The organism is Delftia sp. PE138, from assembly GCF_018320755.1.
GTDB lineage: Bacteria > Pseudomonadota > Gammaproteobacteria > Burkholderiales > Burkholderiaceae_C > Comamonas > Comamonas tsuruhatensis.
Genome location: NZ_JABEPN010000003.1, coordinates 321696 through 339135, shown reverse-complemented (window position 1 = coordinate 339135; position 17440 = coordinate 321696). Strand labels below are relative to the sequence as shown.

The window sequence follows — 17440 nt, the reverse complement described above, 5'->3', positions numbered from 1 at the left end:
CTCTCTAAAAGAGGCTAAAGAACTTGGCATCTTTTGGACTCATAGACCGGTCTTGATGCCACGGCCCAAACGCTGCAGATATCAATCCGACAAATGCCATCGTGCCCAACGGCGCGCACCCATCAGCTGGAGGCGCCCCTCATTGCGCAGCTCTTTCAGCAAATCCTGAACGGCACTCATTGGCAAGGACGGCAGCACCTGCCGCAGTTCGGCCAGCGCAGCGCCATGCTCTCTGTGCTTTGTGAGGTGTTTGAGCAGCAGCGCCTTGTTGGTCTCTCTGTCCAGGCCGCGTTGCCGGGTATGCGTTCCTTTGGCGCCCAAAGACGCATACAAGGCCTCGGACAGGATGTAGCGCGTCCCTTTGCCTCGACCTATGGATTCCACCGCTCCCGCCGCCAGCAGGCCTGCAAGGCGTTCCCTCAAAGGGGCAGACAGCGGCTTTTCCTGTTGCAGGCATTCCAGCGCGAGGTAGTCCAATGTCGAGAAGCTGCTCAGCTTCTCTTCGCCGAGGTGCTCCATGAAGCGTACGAAGGCCGGGTTGCGCACCCCACCTTCCAGGGTCAGCCGTACTTCGTGGGCGGATGTTCCTGCAAGGCTGGGCAGGGGCTTGCCTTGTCGCACGGCGCTTTCCACCATCAGGTTCAGGCCTTGACCAGAGCGCTCGATCAAGCCGCAGCGGGCGAGGGCTTCGGCGAGTCTGCGATTGCGCGGATTCTGTTGGTCAATGATGTTCTCGGGCGTGATTCCGGGCGGCAGCCCTCCCGGGCTGATCACCTCCAGCCGCTTGGAAAATTGCCTGACGAAAATCGAACCACCCAGGCGATAGTCCCTATGGGCAACCGCATTCAGGAGTGCTTCCCGGACCGGAACCTCGGCAAATGTCGGCAGGTCCATGCGGAAAAAGTCGTCCTGGTAGCTTTGGCGGTCATTGCGCAAGTTGATCTTTTTCCAGAGCGCGTCCTGCCACGCAAAAAAGCCCTCTCGAAACTCTTCGCGATCGGCAGCCGGTCCTGCTGCTTCGGACGACCGGTATTCAAAGACCAGCTCCGCCTGGGCCAACCATCTTGTCAGAGCCGCTCTTTTGCCGAACAGGATGAGCGCGGCATAGCTCACCTGATTGCCTTCTACGAGCAACTCTGCATCCCGCAGGGTCTGTTCGTCGCTCAGTTCGCGTCTGCGAGCGGTATTGCCTTTGCGAGCCCAGCGCTCCCGGAACAATGCAATGGATGACGGCTCCAGATCCTCCAGCGTGGCCCCTGGGCATGGCTGTGCCGAGAAGTCGGGGCCGGTTTCATCGAAGATGGCCCGCAGTTCTTGCGCGCTCATTGCCGCCAGATCATCGCCGGCCCGTTTGAGAAAGCTGCCGTCGATCTGCCATGCCGTGCCCGGCAGCCGGGAGGGCACACGCACAACCAGCACACGGCCTTGCGGCAGGCGCAGTTCCTCAACAGGGATACGGTGGCCCAGTCTCTGGTGCAATCCGGCCTCGGTGCGGCCCGGGTCTTCGAACGCCTGCGTACCCACGATGAGGCGAGGTCGTCTGTCGGTCACGCCCAGCACGATGGCGCCGCCGCCTTCGTTGGCCAGGGCTACGCAGTACTTGAGCAGTTTTTCAAAGTCATAGCGCTGCTTGGCTTCCTTGAACTCAAGCCGCTGACCTTCAGGCTCAAGCAACCATTGGTGAAGCTGGGTGGGCGTGGTGAGCATGCCCACAGCTTAAATTAAGCGCCGCTTCCCACTGTGTCGGGCGCTGCCAGATCATCCAAGATCGGGCAGTCCGGCCGGTCGTCGCCGTGGCAGCATTGCACCAGGGTCTTGAGCGTGCGCTGCATGGCCTGCATGGCGGCGATGCGCTCGGTCAGTTCGTCGATGTGGCGCTGGGCGATGGCCTTGACCTGGCTGCTGGCGCGGCTCTTGTCCTGCCACAGGCCGAGCAGGGTGGCGATCTCGTCCATGGAAAAGCCGAGGTCGCGCCCCCGGCGGATGAAGCGCAGGGCGTGCACGTCGGCCTCGGCGTACTGGCGGTAGCCGCCGTCCGTGCGGTGCATGGGCGGCAGCAGGCCCTGGGCTTCGTAGTGGCGCACCATGCGCGCCGAGACACCGGCGCGGCGCGCGGCCTCGCCGATGGAGACGGGCCAGTGCTGTGCTTGGGCGGACATGGTGCGTGTCACTCCGGGGACTCAGGCGACCTTGTAGCCTTCTTCGGCGATGGCCGCGCCCAGCGCCTCGCGGCTGGCGCTGCTGTCGACTTCCACGCGCTGGGCGGCGCGATCGATTTTTACCTGGGCCTGGTCATCCACGCCCTGCACGGCCTGGGTGACGGCGCGTTCGCAGTGGCCGCAGGTCATGCCCTGCACGGTGAAAACATGTTGCATTTCTAGCTCCTGGTTGGGGCGCGCCGAAGTGGCGCAAGCCATGGACGGCATGTTGAACCCTGACACCATGGCAAGGTCAAGCGCCTGGCTGGGCAAGGGTTGATTTGGCCCAACTCGATGTGAGTCGGCCGGCTCAATGATCCGCTGCAATGGCCGATAGATCGAAAAGAGCCGTGAATATGCAAAAACCGTCATAGACCATTGGCGATCATCTGACAAACTGCAACAATTTGTATTTACGTTGGCGCTATGCATTTGGAGACCGTGCGTGCGCCCTGACTGACAGAGAGGAAAACGGTCATGAACTTGTTGGGAATGATGCGGGCTTTCACGATCCGCACGCGGATGCTGGGTGCCATCGCCATGGTGCTGGTGCTGCTGGGTCTGCTGGGCGGAGCCGGGATGCTGGGCATGTTCCGCATCCATGGCATGAGTCAGCAGTTCATGCATACCTCGTACGCCAAGATGGGCTACATGGTGGAGTTGCGCGCCGAGCTGGGCGCGGTGCGCGCCCATGAAAAGGACATGATCATCCAGTACGAGCGTGCCGACGAGGTGCGCAAGGCCCACGGGCAGTGGCTGGCGGCCATCGAGCGCGTCAAGGCCGTGGCGGGGCGTTTTCTGAAGGACGAGGACCCTGCCGACGATGCCATCGTCAGCGGCATCTCCGATCGTGTGGACCGTTACCGCCAGCAGTTCGAGCACATTGCGCGCCAGCTGGAGGCCGGTGGCTACGACACGGCCACCACGGCCAACCGCATGAGCGGCAAGGCCATGGCCGAGGTGGCCGAGGTCGAGAAGCTCATCGCCCAGCTCGACCAGCTGCTGCGCCAGCAGGTCGATGCCATGGCCGCCGAGGAGCAGGGCGTGGCCGAGCAGACGCAGTGGATCTTCGTCGCCGCCGTGGTGCTCACGGTGCTGGTGGTGGTGCCGCTGACGCTGATGAACATGCTGTCCATCTGCCGCCCCCTGGTGCAGGCGCGCCAGACGGCGCTGACCATCGCCCAGGGCGACCTGTCGCAGAGCGTGAAGGTGGAGGGCAAGGACGAGGTGGCCGACCTGCAGCGCGCGCTGGACCAGATGCAGCAGAGCCTGGGCTCCATGGTGACCCAGGTGCGCGACGCCAGCGGCAACATCGCCACGGCCAGCCAGGAGATCGCCACGGGCAACCAGGACCTGTCCTCGCGCACAGAGCAGACGGCCAGCAATGTGCAGGAGACCGTGGCCTCGCTGTCCCAGCTCACGGCCACGGTGCAGCAGACGGCATCGTCCTCGCAGCTGGCCAACCAGCTGGCGGCCTCTGCCTCGACCACGGCCACGCGCGGTGGCGACGTGGTGGCCCAGGCCGTGGTGAGCATGCAGGAGATCACGACCTCCAGCCGCAAGATCGGCGACATCATCGGCCTGATCGACTCCATCGCCTTCCAGACCAACATCCTGGCGCTGAACGCCGCCGTGGAAGCGGCGCGCGCCGGCGAGCAGGGCCGCGGCTTTGCCGTGGTGGCGGCCGAGGTGCGATCCCTGGCCCAGCGCTCGGCCCAGGCGGCCAGCGAGATCAAGGCGCTGATCCAGACCAGCGTGCAGGCCGTGGACGTGGGCGTGCGCCAGGTCGAGGACGCGGGCAAGACCATGAAGGAGATCGTGGACAGCGTGCAGCGCGTGGGCGACATCATTGGCGAGATCACGGCGGCTTCCAGCGAGCAGTCGGGCGGCATCGGCCAGGTCAACCAGGCCGTGGGCGACATCGACCGCATGACGCAGCAGAACGCAGCCCTGGTCGAGGAATCGGCCGCCGCTGCCGAGTCGCTGCGCGAGCAGGCCGCGCGCCTGGCGCAGGTGGTGGGCCAGTTCCGCATTGCCGGTGCGGCCGTGGCATCCATGGGCTCGCATGCTTCCTACGGCCGTCCCTCCCAGGGCCAGCCCAGCCTGGCACCGGCCGCAGGCCGCGCCTCGCTGGCCTCTGGTCGGGACACGCGCGAGACCCAGCTGCTGGAACACGCCTGAGATAGCGGCCGCAGGGACAGGGGCCCGGCCCCTGTTCCACGTGAATCGTCTGGATAAAAAAAGCGGAGTGCGATGCACTCCGCTTTTTGTTTGTGCGGCCGCCAATCAGGCCTGGCGCGCGAACGGGTAGTCGATATAGCCCTCTGCGCCGCCGCCGTAGAACAGGCTGGAGTTCCAGGGGTTCAGCGGCAGGTCGTCGTGCAGGCGGTGGACCAGGTCGGGATTGGAGATGAAGGCCTTGCCGAAGGCCACGATATCGGCGTGGCCGTTTTCCACGGCGCGCAGCGCCATGTCGCGGTCATAGCCGTTGTTGACCATCCAGGCGCCCTGGCCACCGGCCTGGCGGTAGGCGGATTTGAGGGCCGCGTAGTCGAAGGGCCGGTCCGGCAATTCACGCGGGCCGCCGGTGGAGCCTTCGATGATGTGGATGTAGGCCAGGCCCAGCGGCGCCAGCTGGCGCACCACGTATTCGAACAGCGGCTGGGGATCGGCATCGGCGATGTCGTTGGCCGGCGTCACGGGCGACAGGCGGATGCCCACGCGGCCGCCGCCCACGGCATCGGCGGCGGCGCGCGTGCATTCGAGCAGCAGGCGGGCGCGGTTCTCGATGCTGCCGCCGTAGTCGTCATCGCGCTGGTTGGCACCGGTCTTGAGGAACTGGTCCAGCAGGTAGCCGTTGGCGCCGTGCAGCTCCACGCCGTCGAAACCGGCCGTCTCCACGGCATTGCGCGCGGCCACGGCGAAGCTGTGGACGATGGCGGGAAGCTCCTGCTGGGCGAGCGCGCGCGGCGCGGAGGTGGGCACGAACTGGCCCTTGCCCGAGTCCTCGTCGATCACATAGGTCTTGGATCTGGCCGCCACCGGGGACGGTCCCACGGGCGCCTGGCCTTCGGGCTGCAGGGAGGTGTGCGAGACCCGGCCCACATGCCACAGCTGGGTGACGATGCGCCCGCCCTCCTTGTGCACGGCGTCGGTCACGCGCTTCCAGCCGTCGAGCTGCTCGCTGCCGTACAGGCCCGGCACATGGGCGTAGCCCTGGCCCTGGTGGCTGATGGCCGTGCCTTCGCTGATCAGCAGGCCGGCGCTGGCGCGCTGGGCGTAGTAGGTGACCATGATGTCGTTGGGCAGGGCCTGGGGTGCGCGGTTGCGCGTCAGCGGCGCCATGGCGATGCGGTTGGGCAGGCGCAGTTCGCCAGCCTGTATGGGTTCGAACAGAGAGGTCATGCAACGGGGCTTTCTGTGCGTGAAGCAAAAGCGCCGCCCGTGCGGGCGGCGCGGCGTACGGCACAGATTACGCCCATGGAGTCAATCGTGCAGGCCAGGGATTTGCGCGCTGTCGTGCAGGCGACGGTGCTGCGCCACGAGTCGGCCCAGCGCCTGCATCTGCGCCGTCACGAAGCTGCGCGTGGCGGCATCGGTGCACAGGCCCTGGCTGTCGAATTTCTGCGCCGCCTGGCCCACGAAGACCTCGGGCCGGGCCAGCACGTCGGCTTCCATGCACTGCAATACCTTGCGCAGTTCGTACTGCACCCGCGCCCCGCCCAGCGGGCCCGGCGAGGCCGAGACAAGGGCCACGGGCTTGTGCCGAAAGGGTTGGTCGTCGCCACGCGAGATCCAGTCCAGCGCATTCTTGAACATGCCTGGAATGGAGAAGTTGTACTCGGGCGTGGCCAGCACCACGGCGTCGGCACGGCGGATGCGCTCGCGCAACTGGTGCACGGATGCGGGCATGCCCGTGGCCAGCAGGTCGGCATCCAGCGGCGGCAGCGCGCGCCAGTCGCAGACCTGCATCGTGGCCTGGGGTGGCAGGCATTCGCCCGCCAGCTCCAGCAGCAGGCGGTTCAGGGAATGGCGGCGCAGGCTGCCGCACAGGCCGATGATGTCCATGGCGTCAGGCCTGCAGCGGAATGCCGACCTGCTGGATGACGCCGCGCCAGCGCGCGATCTCGGCGCCCACCATGGCTCGCATCTCCTCGGGGCTGCAGGGCGTGGCCGCGCTGCCGGCGCTGGCCAGGGCCTGGAGCAGGTCGGGCTCCTTCAGGGCCTTGTGGGCTTCGGCGGCCAGCCTTTGCACCACGTCGGCGGGCGTGCCTGCGGGCGCGGCCAGGCCCAGCCAGGAGCGCACCTCGAAGCCGGGCAGCACGGCCGAGGCCGGCGGCACCTCGGGCAGGGTGGGCCAGGCCTGTGCGCTGGTGACGGCCAGGGCGCGCAGCCGGCCCGACTTGATGTGCGGCATGGCCACGGTCAGCGTGTCGCTGAGCACGTCCACATCGCCCGCTATCACGGCCTGCACGGGTGCACCGCCGCCCCGGTAGGGCACGTGCAGCAGCTGTACCTTGGCCGTGGAGCCCAGCAGCTCGCCGGCCATGTGCTGGGTGGAGCCCACGCCCACCGAGGTGAAGGTGATGCGTCCCGGCTCCTTGCGGGCCATGGCCAGCAGATCGGCCAGGGTCCTGGCGGGATGCTCGGCGCGCACGGCCACCACGAAGGGAAAGGACGAGACGGTGGAGACAAAGGCGAAGTCCTTGACCGCGTCGTAGGGCAGCGATTTGCGCAGCGCGGCCGACACGGTGTGCGCGCCCGTGAGCATGACCAGGCTGTAGCCGTCCGGCACCGCCTTGGCCACGAAGTTGCTGGCAATGGAGCCGCCCGCGCCGCTCTTGATCTCCACCACCACGGGCTGTCTGAGCGATTCCTGCAGCTTCTGGGCCACGAGCCGGGCCACCACGTCGGCATTGCCGCCCGCGCCAAAGCCGTGGATCAATTGAATGGGCCGGTTGGGAAAACCGCCCTGGGCCCGGGCCGTGGACAGGGCGAGTGAGGCGGCGCCTGCAAGCAGGGCCGTGCGTCGGGTGATGGCAGTCATGTCATGTCTCCTTTTTTTGTATTGCGCGCTGCGGACGTGTCCAGTGGCCTGGCTTGCCTGGCTGGTGTTGCGGCTAGCGGTCCGCGCGCGCGTAGCCGGTCTGGGCGCCGTAGAGCTTTTCGCGCTGCGACCAGTCGTGGGTCTCGTTCCACAGGGCCAGCACCTGCATGGCCTCCTGCTCGAAGACCTGGTGGCGCGCCGCGTCGGCCGTGCGCGCGGTCAGCTCCAGGCGGTGGCCCGAAGGGTCGAAGAAGTAGATGGAGGTGATGAAGTCGTCGTGGTTGGTGGGGCCCACCACGTCAATGCCCCGGTCCAGCAGGTCCTGCCGGGCGCGCAGCACGGTGTCCACGTCGGCGACCTCGAAGGCGAAGTGCTGTATCCAGCCCGGCGACTCCATGTCCTTCATCTGGCCCGGGTCCCGGGGGCACTCGAAGAAGGCGATGGAGCTGCCGTCCTCCATCTCGAAAAAGATGTGGATGTGCGGGCTGTACTGGCCCGTGGAGGGCACATGGTCCTCGCCCATGGCGTGGGTGAAGCGCAGGCCCAGCACCTCGGTATAGAAGCGCACGGTCTCGGCCGCGTCCTTGCAGCGGTAGGCGGCGTGGTGAAGCTTTTTGCACAGCATGGATGTCTCCTGTCAGTCGGTGGAAAAGGGGCCGGAAGTGGACGCGGGGCCTGTGGCGCCGTGGAGCGGCTCCTGGCAGCCGCTCCACTGGGGCTGGAAGAAGGGGGCCGGGACCAGGAGCTTCGATTCCTGGCTTTGCAGCAGCGGCAGCATGCGCGCCACATAGGCCTGCCAGCGTGGCTCGGCCAGCAGGCGGGCGCGGCGCTCGGCGCGCTCGTTCAGGTCCGTATAGGCCCACAGGTGGACGATCTGGTTGAGTGGCCCCGAGTCGCTGGTGTAGTAGCCGACCATGCGGCCCAGAATGCGTTGCTGCAGCTCCAGGCCCTCGGCCTGGTAGAGCGCCAGGTAGTCCCGCCACTTGCCGGGGTGGGCGGTGTAGGTGCGTTGTTCGACGAGCATGCCGTGCCTTTTTTCAACCGAGGCTGTGGCCGCCGTCGATCACGATGCGCGTGCCCGTGGCCGTGCGCAGATGCGTGGCGCAGGCGAGGATGGCCTGCGCCACATCGCCGGGCTCGACCACGCGGCCCAGCGGCGTGTGCGCGGCCTTTTTCTCCAGCTCCTGGCGGCTGCGGCCCCCCACGAAGCCCGTGTCCACGGCGGCGGGCGAGACGCAGAGAAAGCGCACCGGGCCGAAGGCGCGCGCCATGGACACCGTCAGCGTGTCCAGCGCGGCCTTGGCGGCGCAATAGGCCATGTTGCTGCCCAGGCCCGTGAAGGCGGAGACCGAGGACACGTTGACCACGGCGGCGTCCTGCGAGGCGCGCAGCAGCGGCAGCAGGGCCCGCGTCACGGCATAGGTGCCGCCCACATTGGCGCACAGGATGCGGTTGAACAGAGCGGGCTCCAGCGCATCGATCTGCGCGTGCGCGATGCGCTCGGTGAAGCCTGCGCAGTTGACCAGCAGGTCCACCCGGCCCAGGTGCTGCTGCAGCCACTGGGCGGCGGTGGCGTGGCTGGCCTCGTCTTGCAGCGACAGCTGCAGCGTGTGGTGGCTGCCCGGCAGTTCCTCGCGCAGCGCCTGGGCGCGGTCGCGGCCCTGGTGGTAGCCGATCACGACGGTGGCGCCTTCGCTGGCCAGGGCCCGCGCCGTGGCGGCGCCTATGCCGCTGCTGGCGCCGGTGACGACGGCGATTCTGTCTTGCAATGGCGGATAGGAGAGTTGCATCATTCGGAAATCCGTGGCGCCCGGCCTTGCCGTGCCCTGGCCGGGCCGTGGTTGATCGGCCATTCCGATTGTTTTCAAATCGCCCGGCGGCGCCACTCAGTTGTCCGATAAACGAACATGACCTCATCGTCCGATGCCGGCTCCCTCAAGCGGGGCGTGGCCTTTCTCAAGCTGCTGGCGACCGGGGGCGTGCGCGGTTGCCCGCTCAGCGAACTGGCCGAAAAATCCGGCGTGCCCCACCCTTCGGCCCACCGCATCCTCAAGCAGCTGATTGCCGAGCGCCTGGTGGTGCACGACGCCCAGACCCACCGCTACCGGCTGGGGCCGCTGGCCTTCGAGCTGGGCCTGGCCGGGTCGATGCTGCACGACATACGCGACCTGTGCGAGCCGGCCATGGCGGCGCTGTCACGTGAAACCGAGGACACGGCCTACCTGGTGGTGCGCAGCGGATTCGAGGCCGTGTGCCTGCACCGGCTCGAAGGCGACTTCCCCATACGCACGCTGGTGCTGCAGGTCGGCAGCCGGCGCCCGCTGGGCGTGGGCGCCGGTGGGCTGGCCGTGCTGGCCGCCATTGCGCCAGAGGAGCGCGAGGCCATCATCGAGCGCGTGGCGCCCGCCCTGCCGGCCTTTGGCAAGCTCACCGATGCGGGACTGCGCCTGGCCTGCGAGGAAACGGCCCGCGCAGGCGTGGCCGTGATACAGAACCGCGTGAGCCTGGGCGTGACGGCCGTGGGCGCGCATTTTTGCGACAGCATGGGCCAGGCCATGGGGGCGGTCAGCGTGGCCGCGCTGACCCAGCGCATGACGGCGGCGCGCGTGCGGCGCATCGCCCAGCAGGTGCGCGCTGCGGCGGCCCAGATAGAGCAGCGCATCCGCACGCGCAAGAGATAAGGGGCTGGCTGGTCCACACCAGCCGGCCCCTTGTCGGCCCCTTGTGCCGCCGAGCCCAGGCTCGGCGCTGCTTACTTGAGCAGGCCTTCGGCCTTCATCGCGGCCTGCACGGCAGGGCGGGCCAGCACGCGCTCGCGGTAGGCCAGGAGGTTGGTCAGCTCGGAGATGTCCACGCCCACGAACTGGGCCCAGCCCGTCACGGTGAACAGGTAGGCGTCGGCCACGGTGAACTGCTCGCCCATCAGGTAGTCGCGGCCATTGAGCTCGCCGTCCACCCACTTGAGGCGGTCCAGCACGCGCTGGCGCACCACGGGCTTGTAGTCGTCGGGTGTGGCGGGGTTGAACAGGGGACCGAAGCCCTTGTGCAGCTCGGTGCCGATGAAGTTCAGCCACTCCTGAAGGTGGTAGCGGGCCATGGTGCCGTTGGCCGGCGCCAGCTTCTTCTCGGGGACCAGATCGGCCAAGTACTGGACGATGGCCGGGCCTTCATGCAGCGTGTCGCCGTCGTCGAGCACGAGGAAGGGAACATAGCCCAGCGGGTTGATGCCGTAGTAGTCCGTGCCGTCCTGCAGCTTGTGCGTCTTGGTGCTGGCCAGGACCGGCTCGTAGGCCAGGCCTGCCTCGTGCAGGACGATGTGGGGAGACAGAGAGCAGGCGCCAGGGCTGTAGTAGAGCTTCATGGTGGATGGCTTCCGATCAGGGTAAGAAAGACAAGCGCCCATGCTAACCCCATGTGGCGGGGCTGCGCATGATGGGACCGCGCTGGCGCCAGGGTTCAGGCCGACAGGCGCTGCGCAGCCCAGAGCACCTGCTCCAGCACGGCCTTCATGCCCAGCTGGTCCTGGGGGCGCTGCAGGCGGCCGGCCTCGTCAAAGGCCTGGCCTGCCTGTCCCACGGCGTGGCTCACGGGCGCCAGCCAGCACTGCAGGTTCAGCAGCAGCGGCGCCAGGTGCGACTGGGCGCGCAGGCCGCCCAGGCCGCCGGGCGAGGCGCTGGCCATGCCCACGACCTTGCCGCGAAAGGGCAGGGTGCCATCGGACCAGACCGGATCACCGGCCACGGGGCTCGAAGCCCAGTCGATGGCGTTCTTGAGCAGGGCAGGGTAGCTGCCGTTGTACTCGGGCGAGCAGATCAGCCAGGCCGGGTGGCTGTGCAGCGCGGCCTTGAAGCGCAGCACGTCGGGCGGCGTGCCGCTGGCCTCCAGGTCGGCGTTGTACATGGGGATGTCGAAATCCGACAGCTCCAGCAGCGTGGGCTGGGCGCCCAGTTCGCGCGCCATGTCGGCGGCGGCGGCGGCCAGGCGCCGGTTGTGCGATTGTTGGCGGGTACTGCCCGCGAAGATGAGGATCTGCATGGCCGCCATTGCATCACAGGCCCTGCACATGTTTCTTGCAAGCGGGCCGCCCTGCGGGCGGCGGCGCGCAGCATCCTGCGGAGAATGCGGCCGCCCGCCGCACTGTTTCACGTGGAACACCGGCGCAGTGCCGGCCCGGTGGCAGGGCCGGCCGACCCCTTGCAAGGCACTGGTGCGGCAAAGGTGGGAAAATCGCGGGTTCCCCGCTGGGTTCCCCTCGCTACATGAACGAGGGCCACCTGCCATGAGCGCCGGAGCGTGAGTGCTCCGTGTCGGGGGCTTGGGCCGGGCAGGCCCCCGGAGTGATAAGCATGTTGTACCCACAGGAATTTGATGTGATCGTGGTCGGTGGCGGCCACGCCGGCACCGAGGCCGCGCTGGCCGCTGCGCGCATGGGCTGCAGGACGCTGCTGCTGAGCCACAACATCGAGACCCTGGGCCAGATGAGCTGCAATCCCAGCATCGGCGGGATCGGCAAGGGCCATCTGGTCAAGGAAGTGGATGCGCTGGGCGGCGCCATGGCGCTGGCCACCGATATCGGCGGCATACAGTTCCGCATCCTCAACAGCTCCAAGGGCCCGGCCGTGCGTGCCACGCGCGCCCAGGCCGACCGCATTCTCTACAAGGCCGCCATCCGCGACATGCTGGAGAACCAGCCCAACCTGTGGCTGTTCCAGCAGGCGGTGGACGACCTCATGGTCGAGGGCGACCGCGTGGTGGGCGCCGTCACCCAAGTGGGCGTGCGCTTTCGCAGCCGCACCGTGGTGCTCACGGCGGGTACCTTCCTGGACGGCAAGATCCACGTGGGCCTGAACAACTACGCGGCAGGCCGCGCGGGCGACCCGCCGGCCGTCAGCCTGTCGTCGCGGCTCAAGGAGCTGCAGCTGCCCCAGGGGCGCCTGAAGACCGGCACGCCGCCGCGCCTGGATGGCCGCAGCATCGACTTCTCGCAGTGCGAGGAGCAGCCCGGCGACGGCATGCCCGGCGGTGTCAACGAAGGCGTGCTGCCCGTGTTCAGCTTCATCGGCAATGCGGCCATGCACCCGCGCCAGATGCCCTGCTGGATCACCCACACCAACGAGCGCACGCACGACATCATCCGCAGCGGCTTTGACCGCAGCCCCATGTTCACGGGCAAGATCGAGGGCGTGGGCCCGCGCTACTGCCCCAGCGTCGAGGACAAGATCAACCGCTTTGCCGACAAGGAAAGCCACCAGATCTTCCTGGAGCCCGAAGGCCTGACCACCAACGAGTTCTATCCCAACGGCATCTCCACCAGCCTGCCCTTCGACATCCAGTACGAACTGGTGCGCAGCATGAAGGGGTTGGAGAACGCGCACATCCTGCGTCCTGGCTACGCCATCGAGTACGACTACTTCGATCCGCGCTCGCTCAAGAGCAGCTTCGAGACGCGCCAGATCCAGGGCCTGTTCTTCGCGGGCCAGATCAACGGCACGACCGGCTACGAGGAAGCGGCGGCCCAGGGTCTGTTCGCCGGCCTCAACGCCGCGCTGCAGTGCCGCGGCCAGGAAGCCTGGCTGCCGCGCCGCGACGAGGCCTACCTGGGCGTGCTGGTCGATGACCTGATCACCAAGGGCGTGACCGAGCCCTACCGCATGTTCACCAGCCGTGCCGAGTTCCGGCTGCAGCTGCGCGAGGACAACGCCGACATGCGCCTGACCGAGGCCGGCCGCGCCATGGGCCTGGTGGACGATGCGCGCTGGGATGCCTTCAGCCGCAAGCGCGATGCTGTTTCACGTGAAACAGAGCGCCTGAAGTCCACCTGGGTCAATCCGCGCATCGTCGCGCCCGAGGAATCGGAGCGGGTGCTGGGCAAGTCCATCGAGCGTGAATACAACCTCTTCGACCTGCTGCGCCGCCCCGATGTGGGCTACGGCAAGCTGATGAGCCTGAACGAAGGCCGCTATGCCTCGGCCGATGTGCAGCCCGAGGTGCTGGGCGATCTCAGCGCCTCCGTCGTCGAGCAGGTGGAGATCGCGGCCAAGTACGCAGGCTACATCGACCGCCAGAAGGACGAGGTGCAGCGCGCCGCCCACTTCGAGAACCTGCGCCTGCCGGCCGAGCTGGACTATATGCAGGTGCCGGCCCTGTCCTTCGAGGTGCGCCAGTCGCTGCAAAAGCACAGGCCCGAGACGCTGGGCCAGGCATCGCGCATGTCGGGCGTGACGCCAGCGGCGATCTCCCTGCTCATGGTGCACCTGAAGAAGGGGGGCTTCCGCGGCTTTGCCCCTGATGTGACAGACGCGAAGGGCGAGGAGGCATCCGCATGAGCCAGGAACTGCGCGCTCCTCTCGAGGCCGGCCTGCGGGCGCTGGGCCTGGAGCTTTCCCCTGCCCAGGTCGATACGCTGATGGAATTCCAGGCCCTGCTGGGCAAGTGGAACAAGGTCTACAACCTCACGGCAGTGCGTGATCCGCAGGAAATGCTGACCCACCACCTGCTCGACAGCCTGGCCGCCGTGCCGCCCCTGCAGCGCCACCTGGCCCAGATGCCTGCGCGCGCAGGGCGCACCGCCATGCTGGACGTGGGATCGGGCGGCGGCCTGCCCGGCGTGGTCTTTGCCGTCTGCTGCCCGCAGATCGACGTGCACTGCGTGGACACGGTGGGCAAGAAGGCGGCCTTCATCCAGCAGGCGGCGGCCACTCTGCGCCTGCCCAACCTGCGCGGCATCCACAGCCGCGTGGAGCAGTTGACCACGCGCTATCCGCTGATCAGCTGCCGTGCCTTTGCCTCGCTGGCGGACTTCACCAGCTGGTCGCGCCAGTCGCTGGAGGAGGGCGGCACCTGGCTGGCCATGAAGGGCAAGCACCCCGACGAGGAAATCGCCGCGCTGCCTGCCGACGTGCAGGTGTTTCACGTGGAACCATTGAAGGTGCCGGGCCTGGATGCCGAGCGCTGCATCCTCTGGCTGCGCACTGCTGCAGCCTGATTTTTTTACCGAATAGCACACTGCCGCGTTGCGGCGGGGCCATGTTCCCCATGCGCTGGCCATGGCCCTCGCATAAACTCCCAGCTTTCATCGCTCAGGGGTCAGCATGTTCGGCATCTCCGATTTCAGCGCATTCGTTGTTGCCATTCTTCTGTTTTTGCTGATTCCGGGGCCGGGCAATCTGGCGCTGATCACCTCCACCGGCAAGGGCGGCATACGGGCCGGAATGGCGGCCTGCGCCGGCGTGCTGGCGGCCGACCAGGTGCTGATCTGGATGGCGGTGGCGGGCGTTGCCGCGCTGCTGGCCTCCTATCCCGCGGCCTTCCATGCCGTGCAGTGGCTGGGCGCCGCCTACCTGGGCTGGCTGGGTTTCAGGATGCTCACAGCCAGGCCCGGCGACAAGCCCGTGCTGCACATCGAGCCGCGCCACTACTTTCGCCAGGCTGGCCTGATCACCCTGATGAACCCCAAGTCCATCGTGTTCTACATGGCCTTCTTCCCGCTGTTCGTGGATCCCGCAAGCCACCAGGGCCTGCTCACGTTCGCGGTGATGGCGGCCACGGTGGCTGCTCTGACCTTTCTCTATTGCCTGATCGTGGTGCTGCTGACCGCGCATCTGGCCGAGCGCATGCGCGCCAATCCTGCGGTTTCCCGGGTTCTCGAAAAGACTGCGGGCGTGTTTCTGATCGGTTTTGGCCTCAAGCTGGCCATCGCCAAATAAGCGTGTAAATACCATGGCCAAAATCTTCTGTGTCGCCAATCAAAAGGGTGGGGTCGGCAAGACCACCACCGCCGTCAACCTTGCTGCGGGCCTGGCCAAGATCGGCCAGCGCGTGCTGATGATCGACCTGGACCCCCAGGGCAATGCCACCATGGGCTCGGGCGTGGACAAGCGCGCGCTGGAGCTGTCGGTCTACGACGTGCTGCTGGAGAACGCCAGCGTCAAGGAAGCCGCCGTGCGCTCCGAGGCCGTGGGCTATGACGTGCTGGGCGCCAACCGCGAACTCAGCGGCGCCGAGATCGAGCTGGTCACGCTGGAGCGCCGCAACGAGCGGCTGAAGGGCGCCCTCAGGGCGGCCGATGCCGACTACGACTTCGTGCTCGTGGACTGCCCGCCCAGCCTGTCCATGCTCACCCTGAACGGCCTGTGCGCGGCCCATGGCGTGGTCGTGCCCATGCAGTGCGAGTACTTCGCGCTCGAAGGCCTGACCGACCTGGTCAACACCATCAAGCAGGTGCATGCCAACATGAACCCCGACCTGCAGATCATCGGCCTGCTGCGCGTGATGTTCGATCCGCGCACCACGCTGCAGCAGCAGGTCAGCGACCAGCTCAAGGAGCACTTCGGCGACAAGGTGTTCGACACCGTGATCCCGCGCAACGTGCGCCTGGCCGAGGCGCCCAGCTATGGCGTGCCCGGCGTGGTCTTCGACCCGGGCGCCAAGGGCAGCAAGGCCTTCATCGATTTCGCGCACGAGATGGTGCGCCGCATCAAGAAGATGTAGTCATGCAAGGTTCACATGAAACGGCAGGGCAGGGCGTGCCGACCGGGTGGGCTGCCGAGGACGTCTGGCTGCTGCCCGGCTGGCAGAACTCGGACGCCGACCACTGGCAAAGCCGCTGGGAGCAGCGCCACGGCTACCGCCGCCTGGAGCAAAACGACTGGGACCGCCCGCTGCGCGGCGACTGGAGCGCCAGGCTGCAGGAGACGGTGCTCGACGCCCCGCGCCCCGTGGTGCTGGTGGCGCACAGCCTGGGCTGCATCCTTGTGGCCTGGTGGGCGGCGCATTCGCCGCTGGCCGCCCGCAAGGTGCGCGGCGCGCTGCTGGTGGCCCCCGGCGATACCGAGCAGCCCCAGCTGCGCGAGCAACTGCCCGGCTGGTCGCCCGTGATGATGCAGCGCCTGCCGTTTGCCTCCATCGTGGTCGGCAGCGACAACGACATTTACTGCAGCGCCCAGCGCGTGCAAGCCATGGCCGATGCCTGGGGCGCACGCTTCGTCGACGCAGGGCCTTCGGGCCATCTCAACACGGCCAGCGGGCTGGGCGACTGGGACAGCGGACACGCGCTGCTGGCATCGCTTTGACAAGGACAACACCATGGTGACCAAGAAACCCAAGGGACTGGGACGCGGGCTGGAAGCCCTGCTCGGACCCAAGGTCCACGACAAGGAAGAGGGCGGCGGCCCGGTGGCCGAGACCGGCCTGCCCAGCATCCTGCAGCTCGACGTCATGGTGCCCGGCCAGTACCAGCCGCGCACCCACATGGACGAGGGCGCGCTCTACGAGCTGGCCGAAAGCATCAAGGCCCAGGGCATCATGCAGCCCATCCTGGTGCGCCGCCTGGCCAAGGGCGACCACGCCGGCAAGTACGAAATCATCGCGGGCGAGCGGCGCTTCCGTGCGGCCCGCATCGCCGGCCTGGCCGAGGTGCCGGTGCTGGTGCGCGAGGTGCCCGACGAGGCCGCCGCCGCGATGGCGCTGATCGAGAACATCCAGCGCGAGGACCTCAACCCGCTGGAAGAGGCCCAGGGCCTGTCGCGCCTGGTCAAGGAATTCGGCCTCACGCACGAGCAGGCGGCCCAGGCCGTGGGACGCTCGCGCAGCGCGGCCACCAACATCCTGCGCCTGCTCAACCTGGCCGACCCGGTGCAGACCATGCTCATGGCCGGCGACATCGACATGGGCCATGCGCGCGCCCTGCTGTCGCTGGACCGCGCGGCCCAGATCACGGCCGGCAACCAGATCGCGGCCAAGAAGCTGTCGGTGCGCGAGGCCGAGGCCCTGGTCAAGAAGATCGGCGCCGACTTCAGCCTGGTGCGCCAGAAGTCCAAGAAGGACGGCAAGTCGCGCGACATCAAGCGCGTGGAAGAAGAGCTGTCCGACCTGCTCATGGCCGATGTCGAGGTGCGCATCAAGAAGTCCGTGCGCCGTGGCGGCAAGCTGCAGGAAATGGGCGAAGTGGCGATCCAGTTCGGATCGCTCGATGCGCTCAACGGGCTGATCGAACGTTTGCGCGGTGATGCATCGGAGTAATGGCAATAGCTGTAACCGTCTGTGATCTGTCGTTCTCCAGCAAAGCAGCGCTTTTTCGCAAGGATGAATCCCGGTATATTTGCGCGCTGTTATGCGGGGTAATTGTGTGTAATCGATGGCTGGCGACGCCGCCTGGCCGTGGACGCCCATCGCCCTGGCGCTGATTCACCTAGAC

General features: G+C 67.3%; 19 protein-coding genes. 8 read left to right on the top strand and 11 right to left on the bottom strand.

Going from position 1 to position 17440, the window contains the following annotated elements:
- Positions 1-81 precede the first annotated feature (81 nt).
- From HFGMBDPB_RS13880 to HFGMBDPB_RS13870, 3 genes are read right to left on the bottom strand one after another with little or no spacing between them, the layout of a single operon-like run.
- Positions 82-1707: an RNA/DNA-binding domain-containing protein gene (locus HFGMBDPB_RS13880; protein ID WP_212645603.1), complete on the bottom strand. Its 1626-nt coding sequence runs from the start codon at positions 1705-1707 to the stop codon at positions 82-84.
- A gap of 14 nt (positions 1708-1721) precedes the next feature.
- Positions 1722-2159, bottom strand: a complete 438-nt coding sequence (gene cueR, locus HFGMBDPB_RS13875) for a Cu(I)-responsive transcriptional regulator (protein WP_212645602.1) — start codon at positions 2157-2159, stop codon at positions 1722-1724.
- A 21-nt stretch (positions 2160-2180) separates the two neighbouring features.
- Positions 2181-2375, bottom strand: coding sequence for a heavy-metal-associated domain-containing protein (locus HFGMBDPB_RS13870; RefSeq protein WP_012201975.1), 195 nt, complete (start codon positions 2373-2375; stop codon positions 2181-2183).
- Positions 2376-2675: 300 nt separating this feature from the next.
- Between HFGMBDPB_RS13870 and HFGMBDPB_RS13865 the strand changes: the two genes are divergently transcribed.
- Positions 2676-4379 carry a methyl-accepting chemotaxis protein gene (locus tag HFGMBDPB_RS13865; protein WP_016447285.1) on the top strand — a complete coding sequence of 568 codons (1704 nt, stop codon included), beginning with the start codon at positions 2676-2678 and terminating at the stop codon, positions 4377-4379.
- 105 nt (positions 4380-4484) lie between these two features.
- Here HFGMBDPB_RS13865 and HFGMBDPB_RS13860 read toward each other — a convergent pair whose 3' ends face one another.
- The 6 genes from HFGMBDPB_RS13860 to HFGMBDPB_RS13835 form a co-directional block, all read right to left on the bottom strand.
- Positions 4485-5603: an alkene reductase gene (locus tag HFGMBDPB_RS13860; protein WP_212645601.1), complete on the bottom strand. Its 1119-nt coding sequence runs from the start codon at positions 5601-5603 to the stop codon at positions 4485-4487.
- An 81-nt stretch (positions 5604-5684) separates the two neighbouring features.
- Positions 5685-6266, bottom strand: a complete 582-nt coding sequence (locus tag HFGMBDPB_RS13855; protein ID WP_212645600.1) for an NADPH-dependent FMN reductase — start codon at positions 6264-6266, stop codon at positions 5685-5687.
- A 4-nt stretch (positions 6267-6270) separates the two neighbouring features.
- Entirely contained in the window at positions 6271-7245 is a 975-nt protein-coding gene (locus tag HFGMBDPB_RS13850; protein WP_212645599.1) for a tripartite tricarboxylate transporter substrate binding protein, read from the bottom strand.
- Positions 7246-7318: 73 nt separating this feature from the next.
- Positions 7319-7870: a VOC family protein gene (locus tag HFGMBDPB_RS13845; protein WP_012201980.1), complete on the bottom strand. Its 552-nt coding sequence runs from the start codon at positions 7868-7870 to the stop codon at positions 7319-7321.
- A gap of 12 nt (positions 7871-7882) precedes the next feature.
- A complete protein-coding gene (locus HFGMBDPB_RS13840; protein ID WP_047469599.1) occupies positions 7883-8269 on the bottom strand; it encodes an NIPSNAP family protein in 387 nt (128 codons plus the stop codon).
- 13 nt (positions 8270-8282) lie between these two features.
- Positions 8283-9038: an SDR family NAD(P)-dependent oxidoreductase gene (locus tag HFGMBDPB_RS13835; RefSeq protein ID WP_160851010.1), complete on the bottom strand. Its 756-nt coding sequence runs from the start codon at positions 9036-9038 to the stop codon at positions 8283-8285.
- Between the two features lie 114 nt (positions 9039-9152).
- Between HFGMBDPB_RS13835 and HFGMBDPB_RS13830 the strand changes: the two genes are divergently transcribed.
- Positions 9153-9926 carry an IclR family transcriptional regulator gene (locus HFGMBDPB_RS13830; protein WP_012201983.1) on the top strand — a complete coding sequence of 258 codons (774 nt, stop codon included), beginning with the start codon at positions 9153-9155 and terminating at the stop codon, positions 9924-9926.
- A 71-nt stretch (positions 9927-9997) separates the two neighbouring features.
- Here the strand turns inward: HFGMBDPB_RS13830 and gstA are convergent, their stop codons facing one another.
- Together gstA and HFGMBDPB_RS13820 are read right to left on the bottom strand one after the other, a co-directional pair.
- Positions 9998-10606 carry a glutathione transferase GstA gene (gene gstA, locus HFGMBDPB_RS13825; protein ID WP_013799958.1) on the bottom strand — a complete coding sequence of 203 codons (609 nt, stop codon included), beginning with the start codon at positions 10604-10606 and terminating at the stop codon, positions 9998-10000.
- A gap of 95 nt (positions 10607-10701) precedes the next feature.
- Positions 10702-11289: an NADPH-dependent FMN reductase gene (locus tag HFGMBDPB_RS13820; RefSeq protein WP_099732601.1), complete on the bottom strand. Its 588-nt coding sequence runs from the start codon at positions 11287-11289 to the stop codon at positions 10702-10704.
- Positions 11290-11591: 302 nt separating this feature from the next.
- Here HFGMBDPB_RS13820 and mnmG point away from each other — a divergent pair, with 302 nt between their 5' ends.
- The 6 genes from mnmG (at position 11592) to HFGMBDPB_RS13790 (ending at position 17265) form a co-directional block, all read left to right on the top strand.
- Positions 11592-13571: a tRNA uridine-5-carboxymethylaminomethyl(34) synthesis enzyme MnmG gene (gene mnmG, locus HFGMBDPB_RS13815; RefSeq protein WP_016447288.1), complete on the top strand. Its 1980-nt coding sequence runs from the start codon at positions 11592-11594 to the stop codon at positions 13569-13571.
- Positions 13568-14230 (top strand): 16S rRNA (guanine(527)-N(7))-methyltransferase RsmG, encoded by a 663-nt coding sequence (rsmG, locus tag HFGMBDPB_RS13810; RefSeq protein ID WP_016447289.1) that lies wholly within the window; start codon positions 13568-13570, stop codon positions 14228-14230. Before mnmG ends, rsmG begins: the two co-directional genes overlap by 4 nt.
- A gap of 106 nt (positions 14231-14336) precedes the next feature.
- Positions 14337-14951, top strand: a complete 615-nt coding sequence (locus HFGMBDPB_RS13805) for a LysE family transporter (RefSeq protein ID WP_016447290.1) — start codon at positions 14337-14339, stop codon at positions 14949-14951.
- Positions 14952-14964: 13 nt separating this feature from the next.
- Positions 14965-15735 (top strand): ParA family protein, encoded by a 771-nt coding sequence (locus HFGMBDPB_RS13800; protein ID WP_016447291.1) that lies wholly within the window; start codon positions 14965-14967, stop codon positions 15733-15735.
- A 2-nt stretch (positions 15736-15737) separates the two neighbouring features.
- Complete coding sequence (locus tag HFGMBDPB_RS13795; RefSeq protein ID WP_212645598.1) at positions 15738-16316, top strand: RBBP9/YdeN family alpha/beta hydrolase; 579 nt, start codon at positions 15738-15740, stop codon at positions 16314-16316.
- Between the two features lie 13 nt (positions 16317-16329).
- Positions 16330-17265, top strand: coding sequence for a ParB/RepB/Spo0J family partition protein (locus HFGMBDPB_RS13790; protein WP_012201991.1), 936 nt, complete (start codon positions 16330-16332; stop codon positions 17263-17265).
- Positions 17266-17440 lie beyond the last annotated feature (175 nt).